This window comes from Gilliamella sp. GillExp13, assembly GCF_001690815.1.
GTDB classification, from domain to species: domain Bacteria; phylum Pseudomonadota; class Gammaproteobacteria; order Enterobacterales; family Orbaceae; genus Gilliamella; species Gilliamella bombi.
Genome location: NZ_LZHJ01000124.1, coordinates 1 through 3,984 on the forward strand (window position 1 = coordinate 1; position 3,984 = coordinate 3,984).

Here is a 3,984-nt window from a genome sequence, read left to right on the forward strand (position 1 = left end):
AAGATAGTTATAGATTGATTGGACGCTGACTTTCTTTAAACGTGCAGCAATCTGCTCTGGGCTGTAATAAAGCATGAGGTATTTTTCAACTTGGCGCCATACCGAAGACTCTATTGGCTTACCATTACCGCTGTTTTTTCGCCTTTTCCTAGCTAGGGTTACCGCATCATGTGCTTGATAGGCTTGATTAGGTTTTGAGTTTCTTTTTATCTCTCGACTTATTGTCGAAGGATGTCTATTGAGTAGCTGGGCTATCTCTTTTTTATTCTTTCCGGCTTGTAATAATACGAAAATTTGGTATCTTTCCTTCCTAGAAAGGTGATTATAATACATAGCAATCTCCAAACTGTGGTGGTGCGAAGGTGCTAGTATAAATCACCTTTCTACTTTCTTCACTCCACCGTGTTTAAAATTGCACTTCATGTTTGAATCCAGGTTATTTAGGAAATAAATATTATTTAATATTATTAGGTTAACTAATTTAATAAATCCTATACTTAAGCACATGTTTTATGAAACTGCTTGTCAAAATTAGGACTTGAGGAAAAGAATTAAAGAAAATTTATTTTTTTTTAACAATTTTGTTATCCAATTTGTTAGAATAGACGGCAACTAGACTTATTTTAATTTTATAAATTTGGAGTGGATATGGTTGTTGCTGTTAATAAACGTTCTGTAATGACATTATTTTGTGATACAACAGATATTTACGGGCATCAGATTCGTTTTGTTTTGGCAGAAAAAGGGGTAACTGCGGAAATAGAGTTTGTAACGGCGGATAATTTACCACAAGAATTATTGGATCTTAATCCTTATGGCTCAATTCCAACTCTAATTGATCGTGATCTTACGTTATATGAACCGCATATTGCGTTAGAATATTTGGATGAACGCTTTCCACACCCACCATTAATGCCTGTTTATCCTATCGTTCGTGCTAATTCACGATTAACAATGTATCGTATTAAAAAAGAGTGGTATAGTGAATACGAAACAATTATTGCTGACCCTTGTAGTGAGGAGGCTAAAACAGCACGAAAAAATCTTCTTGATGATCTTGTTTCGATTTCGGTTATGTTTAAAGAAAAAGATTATTTTATGAGTGATGATTTTACATTATGTGATTGTTATTTTGCTCCGTTACTTTGGCGTTTGCCATTGCTTGATATTGAATTACCAAAAGTGGCTGAAAAGAATTATTTAGCCTATATGGCGAGGATTTTTGAACGTCCTGCTTTTATTAATTCATTAACTGAAGCAGAAAAAAAAATAAGATCATAAACAATTAAATTTATCTTTATTTACGATAATTTTAGACAAGGTAGCTTTGATGGAACTTGAACAAATGACGCCACGTCGCCCTTATTTATTTAGTGCTTTTTATGACTGGATTTTGGATAATGATTTAACACCTTACATTGTTGTTAATACTTCTGTATATGGGGTGTTAGTACCGCAGGAATTTATCCAAAACAATCAAATTGTACTAAATATTGCCCCACAATCTGTTGGCCAATATTTGGCTACTAATGAACAAATTGAATTTAATGCTCGCTTTTCTGGTATACCACAACATATTGTGGTACCAATGGCGGCGATTGAGGCAATTTATGCTCGTGAAAATGGTGTGGGTATGGGATTTGAAGATGAACCACAATATAGCATACAGAGTGAATCTTTGTCCTCACAACCTGAACAATCTAAATCAAAACCTAATCCATTTCGTGTTGTAAAATAATTTGTAATATTGTTAATTAACGGTGATTCACTATGATGTATGCAGTAGATTTATCGTTGATAATGTTAAAAATAGTGAAAAATAGATGAATGAGTAACGAAATCGAATTAAAGTTTGAAATTAATACTAGTGATATTGCTAATTTAAGATATTTTCTAGATCAGTGGGCTGATAGCGACCAAGTTGAATTTTCAACGATATCACCAGCAAAACGCAGTTCTACAAAACTCAATTTGACTAGTACCTATTATGACACAAGCGATTACTACCTACGTAATAATCAGTGTGGATTGCGAGTAAGGGGATATGAAAGTGATCACCAAAAAGAGTTTGAAATCACCTTAAAGCGAGATAGCAAGTCTGTGGCTGGTTTACATGAGCGTGCTGAATTTAATGTTGACTTACCCAATTCAGAACCCAATTTAGCTGTATTACCACATATGGCATTACCCTATAATTGCGATATTGAGCGGTTACAACGAGATTTATTACCATTGTTCAGTACCGATTTCAAAAGGCAAACTTGGCTAATTTTTTTTGCGAGTAGCGAAATTGAGGTGGCACTAGACCTAGGGGAAATTAAATCAAACAAAAAAGTTAAAATCATTCAAGAAGTCGAATTAGAACTTAAACAAGGTAATAAACAAGACCTGTTTAATTTTGCTCTTGAGTTAAGCCGCTTCCATTTGCATCTTTTTTCACAAAGTAAAGCTGCTAGGGGCTATTGCTTACTGAAAAATGCATCACTTAAAACTTGTCAATTTGATCTTCAAGCCCATCAAGATCTAGCAAACCTGTTAAAATTTTGGCAACAAAATGAAGAATATGCATTAGAAGTTAATGATTTAGCATTATATCAACAAACGTTAAACCAAATAAATTATATTCTAATAGATAAAAATCTTTCTTTTGAGCCTGAATTTGCTCAATGGCAAATGGCATTATTGACTATTAACTCTGTAAAAGAATTTGCTTTTAGTGAGATTAATACAAAGTTCAAGCTTATGTTGATCGCAAATCTGACTATTAATTAATAGAATAAAAAGTAAAATAATGAAGCTCTCCTTTTTTAAATTACCGTTCTTATTCCTGCTGTTTTATGGGGTGCTAGATAGCACTTTTTTAGTTGGACGAGAATTCCTTGTTGACAATATGGTTTTTAGCTATGCAAAGGTTAACCCATATATTTGGGCCGATTCTTTTTTATCATTAATTATTTATATTGTTTTACCTAATACTTTTAATCAGCTAGCAAATCTAGTTTTAATTTTTATTACTTCAGCCATAATTTTGTACAAGAATTCTGTCTATCGGGCCAATAAAAAGAATTTGCTTTGTGTGTTCTTAATTGTTATTTATTATAATAATAGGCATCAATGGTTATCAGGTGATATTTGAGCGACAGGTTCTTGGATTTTTATATTCTGCTATACCGCCATATTATTTTCCTTATATAGAAAGTCTCTATATAGGCGTATTTAGATTAGCTTGTTATATTTGGATAATAATGGTGATTTGTTTAGGGATAAAGCTACTGCGAACAGTTTTTGTAACAGAGCCAGATATGATTGTATTATCCTCGGACAATAGTCAAAAAACTCATTTATCTTTATTTATTCTATTATTTAATTTCTATTATTTATCTATTGCCTTATTTTGTTTAAATTTCTTTTTTGTTCCTAAAGATCCTCTGGATTCTATAGGTCCCCTTGAATACCACATTAGAACTATTATTTTTTATTCAGTTTTTTTACTGATTGTAAATACGATTGGTTATTTTGTTTTGCGAAAACAATTTAAAACTGTTTATGATAATTTACAGGTGAAGTCATTAATTTCAAGTTCTGTCATTGCTTTTGTGTTAACATCGCTGACAGCAATAATTGTTTTATTTTTCAATATATATTGTCTGAAATGGTTTGATGAGGTTGCAGACTCATTAACAGACAGCGAAATAATGGCTATTGTTATAACAGATATTATATTATTTCTTCTTACTCTATGTGTAATAGGTTCGGTAGTTGTTAGTAAAACAGCAAAAGCATTTTTTGGGGGAAAAGTTAATTTATCCAGTTTTGTTGAGTCAAAGTCAGAATAGAATTTGTACAAATTAGTTTAGTGGTAACATTTTTACATTAATTGTAAGAATTGTTGCCTGAAATTTTTACTTTTTTCGGTATGATATGCCTGGATTCAAACATGAAGTGCAATTTTAAACACGGTGGAGTGAAGAAAGTAGAAAGGTG

At 32.0% G+C, this 3,984-nt stretch carries 5 protein-coding genes; 4 read left to right on the forward strand and 1 reads right to left on the reverse strand.

Features of this window, described 5'->3' with window-relative positions:
* Positions 1 to 333 (reverse strand): helix-turn-helix domain-containing protein (locus A9G37_RS08970; RefSeq protein WP_065575310.1); only part of this gene is annotated, 333 nt, incomplete at its 3' end.
* 315 nt (positions 334 to 648) lie between these two features.
* Between A9G37_RS08970 and A9G37_RS08975 the strand changes: the two genes are divergently transcribed.
* The 4 genes from A9G37_RS08975 (at position 649) to A9G37_RS08995 (ending at position 3,836) form a co-directional block, all read left to right on the forward strand.
* Complete coding sequence (locus A9G37_RS08975; RefSeq protein ID WP_065575311.1) at positions 649 to 1,281, forward strand: glutathione S-transferase N-terminal domain-containing protein; 633 nt, start codon at positions 649 to 651, stop codon at positions 1,279 to 1,281.
* A gap of 49 nt (positions 1,282 to 1,330) precedes the next feature.
* Entirely contained in the window at positions 1,331 to 1,738 is a 408-nt protein-coding gene (locus tag A9G37_RS08980; protein WP_065575312.1) for a ClpXP protease specificity-enhancing factor, read from the forward strand.
* A gap of 89 nt (positions 1,739 to 1,827) precedes the next feature.
* Positions 1,828 to 2,772, forward strand: coding sequence for a CYTH domain-containing protein (locus A9G37_RS08985; RefSeq protein ID WP_051634195.1), 945 nt, complete (start codon positions 1,828 to 1,830; stop codon positions 2,770 to 2,772).
* Positions 2,773 to 3,125: 353 nt separating this feature from the next.
* A complete protein-coding gene (locus A9G37_RS08995) occupies positions 3,126 to 3,836 on the forward strand; it encodes a hypothetical protein (protein WP_141671139.1) in 711 nt (236 codons plus the stop codon).
* Positions 3,837 to 3,984 lie beyond the last annotated feature (148 nt).